12 protein-coding genes are annotated in these 15,219 nt (G+C 55.8%); 2 read left to right on the top strand and 10 right to left on the bottom strand.

Features of this window, described 5'->3' with window-relative positions; all coding sequences use genetic code 11:
* The first annotated feature begins 42 nt into the window (after positions 1-42).
* On the top strand, positions 43-714 hold the full coding sequence (locus V7660_RS03825) for a DNA-3-methyladenine glycosylase I (protein ID WP_335601801.1): 672 nt from the start codon (positions 43-45) through the stop codon (positions 712-714).
* On the opposite strand, the gene phhA is transcribed toward V7660_RS03825, so the two are convergent.
* Entirely contained in the window at positions 711-1,580 is an 870-nt protein-coding gene (gene phhA, locus V7660_RS03820) for a phenylalanine 4-monooxygenase (RefSeq protein ID WP_335601800.1), read from the bottom strand. The two genes, V7660_RS03825 and phhA, sit on opposite strands and share 4 nt — an antisense overlap.
* Before the next feature lie 135 nt (positions 1,581-1,715).
* On the opposite strand from phhA, the gene V7660_RS03815 reads away from it, so the two are divergent.
* Positions 1,716-2,792, top strand: coding sequence for a glycosyltransferase family 2 protein (locus V7660_RS03815; protein ID WP_335601799.1), 1,077 nt, complete (start codon positions 1,716-1,718; stop codon positions 2,790-2,792).
* Here V7660_RS03815 and rfbA read toward each other — a convergent pair.
* The 9 genes from rfbA to V7660_RS03770 all read right to left on the bottom strand — a co-directional run bounded on the left by rfbA (position 2,761) and on the right by V7660_RS03770 (position 15,212).
* Complete coding sequence (gene rfbA, locus V7660_RS03810; protein ID WP_442910011.1) at positions 2,761-3,633, bottom strand: glucose-1-phosphate thymidylyltransferase RfbA; 873 nt, start codon at positions 3,631-3,633, stop codon at positions 2,761-2,763. The two genes, V7660_RS03815 and rfbA, sit on opposite strands and share 32 nt — an antisense overlap.
* On the bottom strand, positions 3,630-4,538 hold the full coding sequence (rfbD, locus tag V7660_RS03805) for a dTDP-4-dehydrorhamnose reductase (protein ID WP_335601797.1): 909 nt from the start codon (positions 4,536-4,538) through the stop codon (positions 3,630-3,632). The genes rfbA and rfbD overlap by 4 nt, the downstream gene beginning before the upstream one ends.
* Before the next feature lie 28 nt (positions 4,539-4,566).
* Positions 4,567-5,640: a dTDP-glucose 4,6-dehydratase gene (rfbB, locus tag V7660_RS03800; RefSeq protein WP_335601796.1), complete on the bottom strand. Its 1,074-nt coding sequence runs from the start codon at positions 5,638-5,640 to the stop codon at positions 4,567-4,569.
* Positions 5,641-5,825: 185 nt separating this feature from the next.
* On the bottom strand, positions 5,826-9,719 hold the full coding sequence (locus tag V7660_RS03795; protein ID WP_335601795.1) for a glycosyltransferase: 3,894 nt from the start codon (positions 9,717-9,719) through the stop codon (positions 5,826-5,828).
* A gap of 10 nt (positions 9,720-9,729) precedes the next feature.
* A complete protein-coding gene (locus V7660_RS03790) occupies positions 9,730-11,058 on the bottom strand; it encodes an ABC transporter ATP-binding protein (RefSeq protein ID WP_335601794.1) in 1,329 nt (442 codons plus the stop codon).
* Entirely contained in the window at positions 11,048-11,878 is an 831-nt protein-coding gene (locus tag V7660_RS03785) for an ABC transporter permease (RefSeq protein WP_335601793.1), read from the bottom strand. The genes V7660_RS03790 and V7660_RS03785 overlap by 11 nt, the downstream gene beginning before the upstream one ends.
* Before the next feature lie 114 nt (positions 11,879-11,992).
* Entirely contained in the window at positions 11,993-12,379 is a 387-nt protein-coding gene (locus V7660_RS03780) for a GtrA family protein (RefSeq protein ID WP_335601792.1), read from the bottom strand.
* Between the two features lie 54 nt (positions 12,380-12,433).
* Positions 12,434-13,762, bottom strand: coding sequence for a hypothetical protein (locus tag V7660_RS03775; protein WP_335601791.1), 1,329 nt, complete (start codon positions 13,760-13,762; stop codon positions 12,434-12,436).
* 16 nt (positions 13,763-13,778) lie between these two features.
* On the bottom strand, positions 13,779-15,212 hold the full coding sequence (locus tag V7660_RS03770) for a DUF2142 domain-containing protein (RefSeq protein WP_335601790.1): 1,434 nt from the start codon (positions 15,210-15,212) through the stop codon (positions 13,779-13,781).
* Positions 15,213-15,219: the final 7 nt, after the last annotated feature.

The following is a 15,219-nucleotide window of genomic DNA, read 5'->3' as shown; positions in this document are numbered from 1 at the left end:
TTTCCGGGCCTTGTGACAGACTGCTCATGGGAGGCCTGACAGATGAATCCTTTTGATCACATCATCGATTTCGCCGCGCAGCATCATGGAGATCGCGCCGCAGTTCTGGAGATGTCGCAGAATGCCCATCAGGCAAAATCCCTGAAGAAGATACCCGACGACCGGTACCTCGCCACGATGACGCGCTGCGTGTTCAATGCCGGCTTCAACTGGAAAGTCATCGATGCGAAATGGGACGGATTTGAAGCGGCCTTTGAGGGCTTCGATCCGAACAGGCTCGCTTTCCTAGGCGACGAGATGCTGGGCCAGCTCGTGTCGGACACACGCATCGTGCGCAATGGCCAGAAGATCAAGGCGACGCTTGAGAATGCGAAATTCGTGGCGGACACCGCCAAGGCGCATGGCAGCTTCGGCGCGTTCCTCTCAGTCTGGTCCCCGGACGATCAGGCCGGGCTTCTCGATCACCTGAATACCAACGGCTCACGCCTTGGCGGGGCGACGGGGCAGTATTTCCTGCGCTTCTCGGGCTGGGATGCCTGGATCGCGTCCGGCGATGTCTGCCGCGCCCTGATGCGGGAAGAGGTGCTCGACAAGCCAGAGGCCAAATCCAAATCCGCGATGAAGAAAGTGCAGGCGGCCTTCAATCACTGGCAAGCCGAGAGCGGCCTGCCCTATGCCCAGATCAGCCGTATTCTCGCTCTCAGCGTCGGCTAGACCTGCGCCTTCTTGCGGAAATAGTCGAGCGATCCACGATGGATCAGCGCGTCCTCCGGCACGGTTTCATGGGCCTCGATGTCCGGCTTGCTTTTCACCTCATCATAGACGCCGCCGAAATCCTGGTAGCAGGCGTCCAGCAAGGCGTCGAAGCTGTCGATCACGAAATAGGTCTGTTGAAAGTCGTCGATGATATATTTGGTGCGCATGATACGCTGCAGGTCGAAGGCGACCCGATTGGGGCTGTCATCCTCGAGCGCAAACACGGTCTCGTTGGGGCTTGAGAGAATGCCGGCGCCATAGATGCGCAAATCGCCTGCTTCGCGGATCAGGCCGAATTCGACCGTGTACCAGTAGAGCCGCGCGAGGTTGTGCAACTGGCCGAGCTGCATGGCCCGCTGGCCGCCTTTGCCGTAGGCCTCCATGAAGTCGGCGAAAACCGGATTCGCGAGCATCGGCACATGGCCGAAAACGTCATGGAAGATGTCCGGTTCCTGGAGGTAGTCGAACTCTTCTTCCGGCCGTATGAAGGCGCCGGCCGGGAAGCGGCGGTTGGCCAGATGATCAAAGAAGACCTCGTCCGGCACGAGTTCCGCGACCGGAACCACCCGCCAGCCGGTCAGCTTCTCCAGCTTGTCGGAAAGTTCGCCCATATGCGGAATGCCGGAGGCCGACAGCTCCAGATCTGCCATCGCCGTCAGCGCCGTCTCGCAGGCGCGTCCCTTGGCAATCTCGCGCTGGCGACGAAACAGCCTGTCCCACCGGTCATGCTCTGCCGCAGTGTAGGTGTCCCACGCCTGGTCGATGGTGAAATCAGCCCCTCTGGGCGCATCATGATAACGATTTTTTCCGCTTTTTTCCGTCATGGAGCCTATATAGAATATTTGCCTCATTAGTTCCAGATGAAACTAATTGAGCAATTCTTTCCTGACCTGTTTCCTCGACGGGTCCCTCAGAAAGTGCCAATTAAGTGTCACCCTCGGCGACAGGTAGCTTATATAATGACACCCGCAGAAACCCTCACATCTTCCGATGATTTGAAGTTGGCAGATGGTCCGATTTTCTCGGTCATAATCGTAAATTACAATGGCCGGGCCTATGTCCAACAGACGCTCAATTCGCTGGCGCGTCAGACGCGGCGGGATTTTGAAGTCATCCTGATCGACAATGCCTCAACGGATGGATCCATCTCCGATCTCGAAATTGAAGACCTCCCCACATTCCGGTTAATGGCGGAAACCGAAAATCATGGTTATGCGCGCGCGACAAATCTGGCAGCAGCGGTGGCTCAAGGTGATTGGCTGGTATGCCTTAACCCCGACGCCCAGGCAGAGCCGGACTGGCTGGAGGAGATTGCCTGGGGACAACAACGCCATCCCGGCACAAAACTCTTTGCGTCTGCTCAATTTGATGCAGCTGACTCCGGCACGCTTGACGGTGCGGGCGACGCCTACCTGATCTTTGGCATGCCTTGGCGAGGCGGATTTGGTCGGCCGTCCAGCGAATTGCCGGATGAGGGAGAATGCTTCAGTCCCTGCGGTGCGGGCGCGGTATTTCATCGCGAAACGTTTCTCGCGCATGGCGGCATGGATGAGCGTTTTTTTTGCTATTGTGAAGATGTGGATATCGGCTTTCGCATGCGACTGGCTGACAATGCTTGCATCTTCCTGCCCCAAGCCCGGATCCATCATGTAGGAGGCGGTGTATCCGGACGGATCAGCGACTTTGCCATTTATCACGGCACCCGCAACAGGATATGGACTTACGCCAAGAACATGCCCGCCCTACTCCTGATCCTGACCTTGCCGGGGCACGTGGCCTTGTCGTTATATCTCTTGATGCGCGCCAGCACGACACAGCGAGGCCGTCCGACCTGGCGGGGCATGCGAGATGGCGTAAAGGGAGCAGCGGAAATGCGCCGTCTCGGAAAGCCTGGGCGACAGAAAGTTTCTTCCCTGTGGAACTTGTCTCGGGCCATGGCATGGAATCCCTTCCGCATGAGCCAGCGCAAAGTCCATGTCCGCCTGTTGCGGCACCCTCAACAGGTTAGCGGCTCCAATCCGTCAGAAGCCCTTTGAGGTAGGTGCCGTATTCATTCTTGTACGTCATGGCCAGTGCTTCGAGCTGCTCATCGCCGATGAAGCCCTTGCGCCACGCCACCTCTTCCGGGCAGGCGATTTTCATCCCCTGACGCTTTTCCACGGTCTGGACGAATTGTGATGCCTGTATGAGACCATCAAAGGTTCCGGCGTCCAACCATGCCGTTCCCCGCGCCAGACGATTGACCCGCAATTCGCCGCGCTTGAGGTATTCGTCATTGATCGACGTGATTTCGATTTCTCCGCGCGCCGACGGCTTGACGTTCTTTGCAATGTCGACGACCTGTTCGTCATAGAAATAAAGCCCCGTCACCGCCCAGTTGCTGCGAGGCTTGACGGGCTTCTCTTCGATTGACAGGGCCTTTCCCGAGGCATCCATTTCAACAATTCCGAACGCTGATGGATCATTGACCTGACACGCGAAGACTTCTGCGCCACTTTTGATATTACCGGCATCCATCAATTCCCCGCTCAGACCGGCGCCATAGAACATGTTGTCGCCCAGCGCGAGAGCGCTCTTTTGTCCAGCCACAAAATCCGCCCCGATAATGAACGCCTCAGCCAGACCGTTTGCCTCGGGCTGTTCGGCATACTCGAAGTTCATGCCCCAGTTCGAGCCATCTCCAAGCAGCGCCCGGTAGAGCGGAAGCGCATCCGGCATCGAGATAATGAGAATGTCTCGAATGCCTGCGAACATGAGAGTGGTGATCGGATGAAAGATCATCGGCTTGTCATAAACCGGAAGCAGCTGTTTCGAGATCGCACGTGTAATTGGATGCAAGCGGGTTCCCTTCCCGCCCGCCAGAATTATGCCCTTCATGATTTCCATTCTCCCGAGAGTATCAGTGTTTCAACGCAAGCCCGCGTACTGTCTTGCCAATCCGGCATCGAGATTCCGTAGGCGCTGGAAAATTTCCTGCAATCCAGCCTGGAATTCGCAGGCCGGGCAACGGGTGTGGGGTATTCAGCGGAGGTAATCCGGTTAATACGGGCTGTCGGACCACCCAATACCGCACTGGTTGCAAATATGAATTCTGCAAACTCGGCCCATGTCGCTGCGCCGCTGGCGGACATGTGATAGATGCCGGACTTGATATCGGCTGGAGCAGCCAGAATCTGCCCGGAAACATCCAGGATGGCACGCGCAATATCGCGTGCACTTGTGGGATTTCCGCGCTGGTCATGCACCACACCCAATTCATCACGTCCGTCAGCGACGCGCAGCATGGTCTTGACGAAATTCTTCCCGAACGGGCTGTAGACCCATGCTGTGCGCAAGATGATGTGAGCGGAATTTGCCGCCGCAACAGCCTGCTCACCCGCCAGTTTCGAACGCCCATACACACCCAATGGTGCGACAGGATCAGATTCCACATAAGGCTCGGCCTTTGTGCCGTCGAAGACATAATCCGTTGACAAATGGATTATCGGAACACTGCGTTCCGCGGCCATCGCAGCCAGCTTCCCAGGCGCGACTGCATTCAGCGCGAAAGCTGCTTCCGCGTCACTCTCTGCCTGATCGACGGCCGTGTAGGCTGCAGCGTTGACGATTATATCCGGAGCATATTTGTCCAGCGCCGCACGAATGGATGCCTCTTCCAGCAAATCGAGATGCGGGCGTCCCGCTGCAATAACCTGGATGCCTTCCTGCGCTGGCACGGCTGTCAGGGACCGGGCCACCTGCCCTGTCCCGCCCGCCACCAGGATCGTTTTCTGTACTGTCATGGTAGTCACCCGATTACTGTATCGATCCTCAGACCTTTTGCGGGTCATTTAACCCAAGCCGTTCACCGCCGTATACCGACTTTCGCAACGGCGCCCACCACTCCTGATTGTCGAGATACCATTGAACGGTCTTGCGAAGTCCGGTCTCGAAATTCTCATGCGCCTTCCAGCCGAGTTCGGTCTCAAGCTTCGTGGCGTCGATGGCATAGCGATGATCATGGCCAGGACGATCCTTGACAAACTCGATCAGTTCTCGGCGGGGAGCCTCGGCCGGGGCGATCCGGTCCAGTTCATCACATATGGTCTGGACAACCTGCAAATTTGTACGCTCATTGCGCCCGCCAACATTGTAGGTCTCCCCAAGGCGTCCCTGCGTTGCGATCAGGGACAGCGCCCGCGCATGGTCTTCCACATACAGCCAATCGCGAATGTTGGAGCCATCGCCATAGACGGGCAGTGTCTTGCCTTCCAGCGCGTTCAGTATGACCAGCGGGATCAGCTTTTCCGGAAAATGGTAGGGCCCATAATTGTTGGAACAATTGGAGACGACGATGGGCAGATTATAAGTGCGGAACCAGGCCTTTGCGAGATGATCCGACGCCGCCTTGGACGATGAATAGGGTGATGACGGGTCATACGGCGTGGTCTCATGGAAAAGCCCGTCTGCGCCCAGGGAACCATACACTTCATCAGTCGAGACATGCAGGAAGCGGAACGTATCTTTGGTATTTCCGGCCGGCAAACCCGACCAGAAGGCCCGTGCCGCTTCCAGCATGGAATACGTGCCGATGACATTGGTCTCGATGAAATCCCGCGGTCCGGAGATTGACCGGTCAACATGGCTCTCGGCGGCAAGATGCAGGATCTGGTGCGGTGCCTCGCGGCTGACAATCTCCCTCATCGCAGCCTGATCACAAATGTCCGCAATGATCAGTTGGCAACGACCCGTTGCCTCAGCTGGCAAGATATTCGCCCGATTGGCCGCATAGGTCATCTTGTCGATAACCACGACCTCTGCCTCTTGCTCCAGTACAAGGTGACGCACCAGGGCCGACCCGATGAACCCGGCCCCGCCGGTCACAATCACTTTCTTCCGGTCCATCGTCCTAGCTCTCCCAATTCCGTTTCTTGTCTAATGGGCCAGTATTTCCCGTGAGGCCTCACCTTAATCAGGTACGTACGCCGTGAACGCCAGACATCCTCGCCAGTATGGCGCCTTGGTCTCGTGTGCTCGTCGAACCGCGAACTTCATCACATGCCTGTCCAGCGCATTCAATTTGGTGCTGATTACTCTGCAGCATGCAGGCCCCGGCTGGCACCAAGACGGCCATTCTCGTCCTCGGCAGACTCGACCGGATGGGCTACACGATGGGCCTCCGCAACAGTTGTCAGAATCTCTCTCAATTCCTCAGCCTGGTCCTTGAGGGTCACAATCTGGTTCCTGTAGGGGTTGGCGTACCCTTCAAGCATTTCGGGATGATCGAGAATGTTGCGCACAGCCTCGCTTAACGCCTTATGATCACCATCAGTTGTCAGGGGAATGATCGTTCCATTCACACCTTCTACTATTTCTTCTACGGGCCCACCGCAATTCGTGGAAATGACCCATACGTCCCGGGCCAGAGCCTCACGGACGGTCAAACCGAACGATTCCTTGCACTGCGACGGGAAGAGCAGAACATCGACTCCCGCAAAGAACTCGTCCATCGAATCCTGATTGTATGCAGGTACAAACTTAGTGGACTTCGGGAACTCGCTCGCTCGTCCCGCAAAGGATGAGAAACCCAGGTTCAATGTATTGTCGACGACCAGAAGCTCAGCCTTGCTGGCATCTTCCAGCTCACTGAATGCGCGTCTGACAAGTTCCACACCCTTGACTGGATGGTCGCCTCCCACATAGGCGAAGCGGATTTTTCCGCCCTTTCGTGGGAGTTTGGGTGATATGGTTTCAGGAACTCTCACGCCATTTTTGTTCAAGCGTATCCTGGCAGGGTTTACACCATTCGAAATATACAGATTTTGAGTGAACTCGCTCGGCGCCAGGAGGAGTGCGGCATTGTCGAGATATCGCTTGAGCACAATCCGCCGGCGGACAATATGCCCAAAATCGGAAACACATTTGCGACAAATGTTCAGATCAATTTGTTCCTGGAAGCAGTACCGATTGTCGGGCTTGACCATGAACTGTCGAGCGCAGAGCCACCATGCATCATGCAGTGTAAGGACGTAGGGAATATTCAGTTCAATACATGCCTCAATGGTTGAGGCGCTGATTTCCTGCACGCAATGGAAATGCACAATGTCAGGTCGGTACGCTTCCAGCACCTGCTTGAACTCTTCCTGCATCTGGAGATTTTCGTAATCCATCGCGCTGTCAGAAGCAGGCGGCACCTTGACGCCGAGACAATTCACACCTTTGGCGTAATAGCGTTTGAATGCGTAGGGTTGCGCATCTTCACCCAGCGAGGTGAACACAAGAAAGTCAAGATCCGGATCGTCTGAGAGCTGATTCACGAGCTCTTCTGCGACTATGGTCGCGCCGCCAAAGCTGCGGGGCGCGTAGAACACGTTGGCGACGGCAATCTTCAAAGGGGTGGTCGTGCGCTCATCGAACTTCTCGATGATTGGCGCCACTTGTGTTTCGGCCACATGCTCCAGCGAATACTTGTCGAGAACAAATGAGAGCGCCGCCTGCCCAACGGCTTCGCGCCTAGATCGATCCTGGACAAGTTCGGTCAGCGCAGCTTCCCATTCCTCATCTGTCGATGCGGTATAGCCGTTCTGTCCATTGTTTATCACTTCACGGAACGTCTTGACTGCAGAACAAACCGACGGCAGGCCCAGAATGGAAGCCTCAAGATACTTGATGTTGCTTTTCGCATCGCTGAACAACGTCATTTCCAGAGGAGCGAGGCTGATATCAGCTGCCGCAAGTGTCGCAAGATATTCGGGGAAATTCGAAAATGGCTTGCGGATGACCCGATCAAGATATGACGAGAGCACATCTGGCAAAGTCAGCTCGCCAATGATTTCCAGAACCACATTCGGGTTGGCTTCCATGACGCGGGCAAGGCCAACTGCAGCCTGCGCGAAATCCACATCATGGGTTTTGGTGCCCGAGCCATAAATAATCCGGATGTTGTCAGAATCGGGATCATCCCTGGCTTCGTTACGAATTCTCTCAGCAATCCTTACTGTTTCAGGATCGAGGCAATTCTCCACCACGAAGGCATCCTTTGCGCCTGCTTCCAGCATGTAGGACGCAATCGTGCTCGTAGACGCAATCCCGTAGTCCACTTCCTCCAGGGCCTTGCGGTAGATAGGAACGCCGTCGAGCACGGATTTACGAAGGTCAGCGTCAAGCCGATCAAGATTGGAATTTGTCAAATAGGCAGGCTCGTCGAAGATGAGGTCGTCGACTTCCCAAATCGTGGTAACGCCGAGGCGCTTTGCTTCGGCAATGATTTCGAGCTGCTCCGGATAGCCGGGCACACGGTAAAAAATCACGATTGTGGCAGTCTGTAATGCCTTGATGACATCGTCCTTGCGCCACCAGTCATAGGTAGCAACCGGAATCCCCAACCGCTCCAAATGGTCTACTTTCTGGAGAACCCTGTATTTCGTGCACTGAGGTATAGAAAGCTCTGCCGATATGACGACTCGCGGAGGCAACCAGGTACCGGCATGCGCAGGCAGGTTTGCTGCGTACACATTGGGCTTGGATTTTGTGGACGAAAGCAGATCCCCTTCAACCGCCTCATCTGGAACTCCGGTTACACGCTCCGCATAGGGGTCATGCCTCAGGCGGGCCCACGACCGAAGCTTGCCGGGTGTAGCAAGGCCTTTTAAAGCGTCTCCGATTCCCCGATGCCGAATAAAATTGACCGAACGTTTCAGGATGATCGGCAAACGGGCTACCGCACGTAAAGTGAAGGCCGCGCCGCGCCGTGCGCCTCGGATAGGCGCCGTCATCCGCCAGCTTGTAGACTTGTAGACTGCATCCAGTACCTGCTCACGCTGAACCAGGCGCCGCTCCAGATCAGCTGTGTGGCGGTGTTGGATATTTATCGTATTCTCAGAAGCCGCAATTATCTGGGCATTCTCCTTGAGCGCCTCCTTGGCATTCTCATTGAAGCGTTCCGCCAAGGCCAACTTTTCGGCAAGCTGGGTCAGCGAAGCGCGCGCGTCCGTAAGTTCATTCGCGATCTGTGCAGTGGCATTTTCGAGGGAGGCTATTTCAGTGTTCCGGGCCTCGATCTCGGCGTCTTTATCCGTCAAGATATTCCGCAGGGCCTCACTCTCCTGAACAGCGCCATCTTTTGCCGCAAGCATTTCAGCCAATGCGGCCTCACCAGACCGGATCAAACCTTCATTGTATTTTATGATGTCCGCCAGCTGACGAATAAACGATTCATCTTCGAGAACCCCCCATTCTGCTATGGGGGGCAATTCCTCATCCGATGCAAAGATAATGGAATAAACGCCATTCATCAGGCCGGAATCCTGCCGCTCGAACTCTCCCTTGCCGAGCAAGCGATATGATGCGAAGGGCGCACTTTCAGGACCATCCTCCGGGACGATCACTGAACATGCAGTGGCCTTCTGCTGCAACGACCGGACATTCTCGAACGCATTCGACAAGAGGTCCCAGAATTCCTGTTTCGTCAGCTCAGAGACATGGAATTCATTGTGATTGCCATGAGTGGTCGCATAGATTTCCTTGTTGGGGGAAGACATGATGACCAGCCCGCCCGGAACTAGGACACGACGAATTTCAGAAATGAACGCGTCGTGCCCCATGAAATGTTCAATCGTTTCGAAGCTGACCAACACATCCACAGAATGGTCCGGAAGCGGTATGGCGGTCGCACTCCCATGAACGTATTCGAGAGTGTCCTTCTGATAGCATTCCGCAGCGTGCTGAATGGCTGACTCGTCGATGTCCACGCCTGTAACGTGGCTTGCAACCGTCGCCAGCATCGCAGAGCCGTACCCCTCGCCGCTCGCAATATCCAGAACCCGCTTGCCCTTGCAGTAAGGCACTGCCAGCAAATAGCGATGCCGATGCTCCTGCTCGACTTCCCCCCCCATTTGGGTTGTGTATCTCTCGCCAGTAAACCCCATCGGCACGTCGGCGACGGGGAAAGACAGCTTCTTGGGGCGTTTCTTTTGCATACTCATTGCCTTTTCCTCAGGCCGTCGTCAGTTCAATATCCAGCATGGGAATGCCCACGATACCCTTGGCGACATGGGAAGCCGTGACACGGAAGAACCTCGCATCATCCATCCAGTGATGCTGAACGTGATCTGTCTGCGTGCCATTTGCGATTGCGACATTCACGGAATAGTCTCCCGTTGGCAGGAACGGCAACTGAAAGTGAAAGCGCGCAACGACCAGTTCCCCATCGCGAGCCGCCACCGGCGCAGTCGCATAGGTCAGGAACGTGTTGTCCCCGAACAGATTTTGGCCGAGTTTATCCTTGATGTAAAATCCGACGATTGGGCGCTCCAGGTCGACATGGGCTTCGGCGCGCACTTCGAGCACCACTTCTTCGCCCCCGGTTACCGCATTCAGCTCCCGCCCTTCCACGTCGAGCAGGCGGGCATCGAGAATGGTCGCGCCACGATCTCCGAACCACGGTCCATTGGGGTCGAAGTCAAAGACTTCAATATCATTTCGCTTCTGTGAGCTCTCAAGCATTTCGCGGCGCGGATCGTCGACTCGCCGTCCCTGATTTACCGGGGCTTTGCGCTCTCCGCCGATCTGAAACCCATCTCCCTCACCGTCTCCATACAGAGACGCAATGTAAGAGAAGGCGATATCCTTGGCCGGTCCCTCACCCCGCATCTCGCCCTTGTCGATCCAGATCGCCCGGTCGCAGAGATTGTTGATGGATCCTGTATCGTGCGACACAAACAGAAGTGACCCATGCTCTCGGAAGCCCTGAATGAAGCGCATGCATTTCTGCGTAAAGGCCGCGTCGCCAACCGCCAGAATTTCATCGACTACCAAAATGTCGGCATCCACATGCGCCGCAACAGCAAAGGCCAGGCGCGCATACATGCCGCTGGAATACAGCTTCACGGGCTGTTCCATGAAATCGCCAATGCCTGCAAACTCGGCAATCGCCTCGAAGCGTTCCGCAACCTGCCAGTGCTCAAGCCCTAGAATGGTCGCTGCCAGGAAGACATTTTCCCGTCCGGTAAATTCAGGATTGAAACCCGCGCCCAATTCCAGCAGCGCGGCGATGCGTCCGTTCACCTGCACGGTGCCGGTCGTGGGCCTGAGAATACCACAGATCATCTGGAGCAGCGTCGATTTGCCCGCACCGTTGCGACCCAATATGCCCAGCGTTTCGCCCCGTGCCACTTCGAACGAGACATTCTGCAGGGCCCAGTACTCGGCATAATACTTTTTTCGCCCGAAAGAGAGCATTTGCTTCAATCGGTCTTCCGGCTTGCGAAAGATGTTGTAACGCTTCCCGACTCCCTGCGCCGAGACGGCAATATCATACGACATCGGCAAACCCCGCGCGCATCCATTTGAATGTCTGGAACCCGATAATGGCAACCGCGACTGAAATAGCCAGCGCAATCCCAAAGGATTTGAAGTCCGGAAGCGTTGCCCAGAACAGAACATCCTTTGACGCTTCCAGAGCAGGTGTCAAAGGGCTCGCTTTCAGGATCGGGCGGACACGCTCCGGCACAGCCTCGATCGGGAAAAAGATGGGGCTGAGAAACAGGAGCATGGACACCAAGACCATCACAACATGCGTCAGATCACGCAGGTACACACCAAGTGCCGACAGGAACCATGACAGCCCGAGGGCCAGGAACACAACGGGAAGGATTGTAACCGGCAGCAACAAGGCTGTGGGATGGGGCAGCCCGTACAGGGCAACATAAAGTATGAGAAGCAGGACGCTGCCGATGCACAAATTGATCAGCGAGCTGACGAGGGTGACAACCGGAAGTATCTCCAGAGGAAAGACAACCTTCTTCACGTAACTTACATTTTCCATGATCAGCCCGGGCGCACGCGACACGGTTTCGCTGAATACGCCAAAGATGAGAAACCCCGAATAGAGCAGAAGGACGAAATTGGCCTCAGTGCCCTCTTCCACGACCCAACGCGGGGCAAAAATGTATGTAAAAATAAAGGCATACGTCGAAACCATAAGGATCGGCGTGATGATGGCCCAGAGCAGACCGAAGAGGGAACCTCGATACCGCGCTTCAACTTCCCGCCGCGCGAGCCGGCCGATAAGTGAGCGATTGTTCCAGCAGACGCTAACAATATTGCCGCTCGAATGACCTGTAACTGCTGCAGCATGATTCATAGGTAACAATCTTACTTTTTCTCGCCCTCAGCAACGCCTGCTACTAGTCGAATTCCAAAGACCGTGCAACCAAGCACTGTGTCATTCAAAGCCATATGAGCACCCGGTTTTCGACTAATTGGATTCCCCGTTTTGCTCAGGTTTTCGCTGCCGCAATGCGTAGAATTTTATGCCGAAAAAACTGGTCGCTACCGCGATGGGCAACGCCACAAAATAGCTGATGAGGGGGGAGAGATGAAACATCTCCACGCAGACGCCCAGAGCAGCCGCCATAACCAGTTGCTGTCCGAGATAGACGAGCAGGGTCCGCGCGAAATCGCCCACAAGGGAGCCGTCGCTACGGAACGTATGCCGGCGATTCAGAAAGAAGACCGGGATCAGGCCGATGAACCAGCCCAGAAAAGACGCGACAAGATAGTGCCACCCCAGTGCGAGGCCGAGCGAATAGACCGCAAAGTTTGTCGCTGCGCCGATTACGCCAAATATGCCAAAGCGCAGCATTTGACCCAACGGCGTATCCCGCCCCAGCATCGCGATTGAAATTGCCAAAGTGGGCTACGCGAACTCTGCGGTTTCCACCGGCTTCGCCGCGACAGGCGCAAAGTGCCGGTCGATAAAGTGGAAAATCTCGTGATTGTGCATTTTCTCCGGCAAAGCGATCCCTTTGGAAAACACATCGGCGTCAGGAACATGCGCGCCGGTCCGTCGGGCATACAGTTCCAGGATCTCATCCACATCGAAGCTCGAATTCCCGCTGACAATGGTCAGGCCCGGCGAAATTTCACGCTCAAACGCGATTTGATAGAACACCCGTGTGTCTGAGACTCTCTCGACATCGAACAGGACCTCACCATTCGACATACGACACTCTTGCAGGATGCGTTCGGCGTTATCCGCCTCTTCTACCGAATCGCACAAGATATGCGCGTCGTGCGTCATCCCCTGCTCGACCGTGCCGGTAACACCAAGCCGCTCAACAAACAGCTGCGGGTTCTTCTGACGATAGATACAGAACCCTTCACCTTCCACATTGCGCTGCTTGAGGCCGTTCAGCAGGATCATCGCCTCATGCGGCTTCATGCTGTCCATCAGCAAGCCGAGCATCTTGTCCGTAAGGCGCAGTCCGAGCTCCATTTCCGGATGGAGTTTCTCACCCCGGCGCCAGAATTGGTGCTGCAGGTGAGCGATATTGTTCAGGAAGATCAGCGAAAAGTCCGGCTTCATCTTCTCCCGGTTCGACACGAAGACGAGTGTGGAAAGGTAATCCAGGAAAGTCGACATCGTGTGCACGGATAATTTTCCGCGCAGAATCTGACCGAGCATTTCCCTGGAGAACGTAAACGTCGACTTCCACATGCTTGGCGAGACCAGCGCGGCCGTAAAGACCATCGCCTCACGCAGGAAGACAGCACGGTCCACGTCGAGATAATTGCGCGCCATGTATCGCGGCAGGGCCAGCAATTTGTTTAGGGATTTTGGATAGGCCTCTTCTTCGAAAGCCCACGGATCGGGAAAGAAGAACTGACACCCCGGCGCGTCCTGACGTGGCGCATTCATCGCGCCCCATACCCCCCAAGTATAGCCCCGTTCCCCAAGCACCGACCAGATTTGCGGACTGTCCTGACGCTTGGTCTGGCCAATGCGCCGCACACCATGCTCAGACAGGGGCTTACCACAATGCACGTTTACCCATTGCACCCACGGATCGAGCCCCTGATGCTCGATACGATCGTCGGTCGTGGTGAGCGCGCGCGGCAAGGAGAGCGCGCGCTTGATATTGGCGAGCCCCAATTCTTCCGCTTTCGCACTGAGAAATTCAGGATCAAACTCATTCAGTTCGACCAATAGCAGACTCGGTTTGTGGACTTCAGAATCAGCTGACATCACGACACATCCTTGTTCAGACTGCAGGAACCCAATAGCGCAAAATGATCATCAGGACCACCATACCCAAGGTTGCAGCCGTAAATACTACCTGTTGGCGAGCTATCCATACGGAAAAACCCTCATGCTTGGGCAACACTGCCCCTACTGCAAGCACACTGGCGCCCATCACAAAAGGCACAATCGGCAGCACGTAACGGCCCTGAACACTATCGATCAAGTCAACACCGATGCCGGTGGTGACAGATGTCCATGTCACATACATGGCAACGAAAAGCGCAAATAGCGCGATGATTGCTCCACCCATCAGCAAGGCAGCGGCCAACCAGGGCCGATCAGCCGAGGGGCCTCGCAATCCGTCGGAAAAGATTGCCGCTATGCCTACACCGAACCAGCATACGAGGAAGGGCAGCGGAAATGTAGCATTCAACCAGCCCAGATTGCCCAAGGCCGAAACGAACATGCCTCCGCTGAGCTGATACACCGAGGTCAAAACCAAACCCGGAATGCTAAGGGGATTGTGAACAATATAATCCACTTGACCATCAATCGCCTGCTGCAGGTTCGGATCAGCCGGCAGCCCGAACATGGCTGAACCGACAAAAATGCCCAGAATGGCGAAGCCGCCGGCCGCCGCTGCCACTTTCAGGAACGGGCGGAATCCGAGGGGCTTCCAGAGCAGGAACAAGGTCAACAAAACAGGAGAGTAGACGGCCTTGCTTTGCCCCACGAGAAACGCCAGCGCAAAAATGACGGCCCAGTGCTTTTTCGAAATGTCTCCATCTCGCTCCACTGCCGCCATGGTCGCCGCAAAGAACCCAACCGCCGACAGGATCACGACCACATCGTAGCTGCAGGAGGCCGCCAGGCCGATGCCCATGGGTGTTGCAGCGAGGAAGGAAAGAACGCCGGCAAAGCGCGGAACAGCGCGTATCACCAGCCAGAAAGCAATCACATAGGCGATCAGATTACCGAGGCGCGCGAAGTACAGCGCCGCAGGCCAGTTAAATGTAGCGGGCGTAACCGCATATAGCGCCTTCCCCACCCATATCCCCAGGCTCTGCGGCACATAGTAGAGCGGAGACAGTGACTGGCCGGAATAGGCATGCAACCGGGTCGTCTCCATGTCGGCAACGGTGTAGCTATCGGCGAACCAGCGATCATAAGTGTACCGCTTGGTGGAATCGTCGATGATGGGGCTGTGCGCGGTAGTGTAGTCGATCAGCGAAACAGGGACATCCTGCCCCCAATAACCACTTTCCTCACGGGACCAGAACTGCCCCTCCGATACCATGATCGAGCGGATAAGGTGGCTGTTCTCGTCCGCTGACTGGATGGGCGGTGTCAGGAAAACCAGCAGAAAGCCGAAGAACAGCAACAAGGCTGGCAAGGCGGATTCAAAAATGCCTGACACAGCCAGCTGCGCACCGGCTTTTGGAACTGGGCTCATTACATTC

This window comes from Hyphomonas sp., assembly GCF_036964145.1.
Taxonomy (GTDB): Bacteria; Pseudomonadota; Alphaproteobacteria; order Caulobacterales; family Hyphomonadaceae; genus Hyphomonas.
This window is presented reverse-complemented; position numbering and strand designations above follow the sequence as displayed.

Coding starts and splice junctions, on each gene's coding strand:
- V7660_RS03770 (WP_335601790.1), bottom strand. CDS start 15,212: ATGAGCCCAGTTCCAAAAGCCGGTGCGCAGCTGGCTGTGTCAGGCATT.
- V7660_RS03825 (WP_335601801.1), top strand. CDS start 43: ATGAATCCTTTTGATCACATCATCGATTTCGCCGCGCAGCATCATGGA.
- phhA (WP_335601800.1), bottom strand. CDS start 1,580: ATGACGGAAAAAAGCGGAAAAAATCGTTATCATGATGCGCCCAGAGGG.
- V7660_RS03780 (WP_335601792.1), bottom strand. CDS start 12,379: ATGCTGCGCTTTGGCATATTTGGCGTAATCGGCGCAGCGACAAACTTT.
- V7660_RS03785 (WP_335601793.1), bottom strand. CDS start 11,878: ATGAATCATGCTGCAGCAGTTACAGGTCATTCGAGCGGCAATATTGTT.
- V7660_RS03795 (WP_335601795.1), bottom strand. CDS start 9,719: ATGAGTATGCAAAAGAAACGCCCCAAGAAGCTGTCTTTCCCCGTCGCC.
- rfbB (WP_335601796.1), bottom strand. CDS start 5,640: ATGGACCGGAAGAAAGTGATTGTGACCGGCGGGGCCGGGTTCATCGGG.
- rfbD (WP_335601797.1), bottom strand. CDS start 4,538: ATGACAGTACAGAAAACGATCCTGGTGGCGGGCGGGACAGGGCAGGTG.
- V7660_RS03775 (WP_335601791.1), bottom strand. CDS start 13,762: ATGTCAGCTGATTCTGAAGTCCACAAACCGAGTCTGCTATTGGTCGAA.
- V7660_RS03815 (WP_335601799.1), top strand. CDS start 1,716: ATGACACCCGCAGAAACCCTCACATCTTCCGATGATTTGAAGTTGGCA.
- rfbA (WP_442910011.1), bottom strand. CDS start 3,633: ATGAAGGGCATAATTCTGGCGGGCGGGAAGGGAACCCGCTTGCATCCA.
- V7660_RS03790 (WP_335601794.1), bottom strand. CDS start 11,058: ATGTCGTATGATATTGCCGTCTCGGCGCAGGGAGTCGGGAAGCGTTAC.